At 63.9% G+C, this 468-nt stretch carries 1 protein-coding gene; it reads left to right on the top strand.

Features of this window, described 5'->3' with window-relative positions:
* A partial coding sequence (locus tag C1I99_RS33050) for a TonB-dependent receptor domain-containing protein (protein WP_158554131.1) occupies positions 1–468 on the top strand: 468 nt, incomplete at both ends.

Raw genomic sequence — 468 nt, 5'->3', positions numbered from 1 at the left:
GCCAGCCGACCGACCCGCTGCTGGTGTTCAAGATGGGCACCTTCCAGAACAATCAGCGCAAGAGCCGCCTCAACGGCATCGAGCTGAACGCGCAGCACATCTTCGGCAACACCGGCTTCGGCGTGTCGGCCAACTTCACCAAGGTGCGCTCCAACCTCAGCTACGACAACAACAAGGTCGGCGCGCAGACGGATGTGCTGGTGGGCCTGGGCAACTCGGGCAACCTGGTGGGCTTCTACGAGAACGACACCTACACCGCGCGCCTGGCCTACAACTGGCGCGGCCAGTTCCTGGCGGCCAACTTCGGCGGCACGGATGGCGCACAGCCGCTGTATGTCGAGCCCTACGGCCAGTTCGACCTGAGCCTGGGCTACAACTTCGACAAGCGTCTGCGCCTGCAGTTCGAGGCCATCAACCTGACCGACGAGTACACGCGCACCCACCTGCGCAACGAGAACCAGATCGGCG

The organism is Micromonospora deserti, assembly GCF_003236335.1.
GTDB classification, from domain to species: domain Bacteria; phylum Actinomycetota; class Actinomycetes; order Mycobacteriales; family Micromonosporaceae; genus Micromonospora; species Micromonospora deserti.
The sequence above is the reverse complement of the archived record's forward strand: the minus strand, read 5'-3'. Positions and strand labels throughout refer to the sequence as shown.